Source organism: Rhizobium sp. BR 317 (assembly GCF_047445835.1).
In the GTDB taxonomy this organism is placed as follows: domain Bacteria; phylum Pseudomonadota; class Alphaproteobacteria; order Rhizobiales; family Rhizobiaceae; genus Rhizobium; species Rhizobium paranaense.
Genome location: NZ_JARWLB010000159.1, coordinates 1 through 992, shown reverse-complemented (window position 1 = coordinate 992; position 992 = coordinate 1). Strand labels below are relative to the sequence as shown.

At 61.3% G+C, this 992-nt stretch carries 1 pseudogene; it reads right to left on the bottom strand.

The features are described 5' to 3' along the window. Positions 1 to 577: 577 nt before the first annotated feature. A pseudogene (locus tag QD357_RS32510) lies at positions 578 to 992 on the bottom strand (hypothetical protein); the annotation flags it as partial.

Below are 992 nucleotides of genomic sequence, written 5' to 3'. Positions count from 1 at the left end.
CTCCTTCTCGGGGATTGGACACGGCCCTTTGCCTGCCCTTCTCGCGTCTTCATTCTTTTCKAAGACACTTCCCGGACCGCGGAGCAGGCGGCCGGGTGCAACTGCGGCCGAGCATTGCTGCCGCGAAGGACGAGCGGGGCTGACAGCCCTGCGAAGGGCGAGTGGCCGGGATGCGGAGGCGGCGGTTGAGCGGAAGCGGCGACCAGCCGACTGCTCTGCGACCGGTTCATCTCCCTCTTCCTCCTTTTCTCCCTTGCCTGCTTCTCATTTCGGCGGCTGACGCCKCCGGCCTGCAAAAACGCATCGGCTTGCAAGCGACTGGATGTCGATCGGGATAGATGGGAGATAAAAAATGGGCCAGCGGAAACCGCGGCCCATGAAGTGTGAAGGTCAATAAACCTCCAGAGGGGAACAGCTGCTGCGGCGGAACTGGGAGGAAAGCCGCCATGTGCATCAGCTGTGTGCACTATGCTCGAATTTTGACCACTTKGAAAACACTTTTTGTGCACTGCAGCTATGTGAATGCTGCAGCGCTTCCAAAATCCGCGGATGGAGGTCAGGCAAATGGCGTCAGACCTCAGGCCGCTTCCGAGTGGGCCAAACCCTCCTCGCGTGCCACGGCTGCCAATGCCTGATCGACGTCTCGTAGTTGCCGGCGCTGCTCGGCGAGTTCTTCGGAAAATGCAAACAGGCCGCCCTCGCGCGAGCGGTAGGAGGCGAGACGCCGCTGGGCGTCATGAAGGCGATGGCGATAGCGTTCCTGCTCCTCGTCAAAACCGTCGAGCGCGTGCTMGAGGCKGGAGGTAGCGCCAAGCGGCGTCACGGTCACCGGCAGATCGATTTCGTAATCGGCTCCAGTGCGTTGGAGAAGGGTCGTGTAGCGATACCCATCGTCCCTGCCGAACCGCTCGCCGGAATAGACGAGGTCAAAGCCCCCKACCGAGGCGATGACGCTGTCGTCTTCCTGCTGGCGCTGAACGAGAGTGAGAATT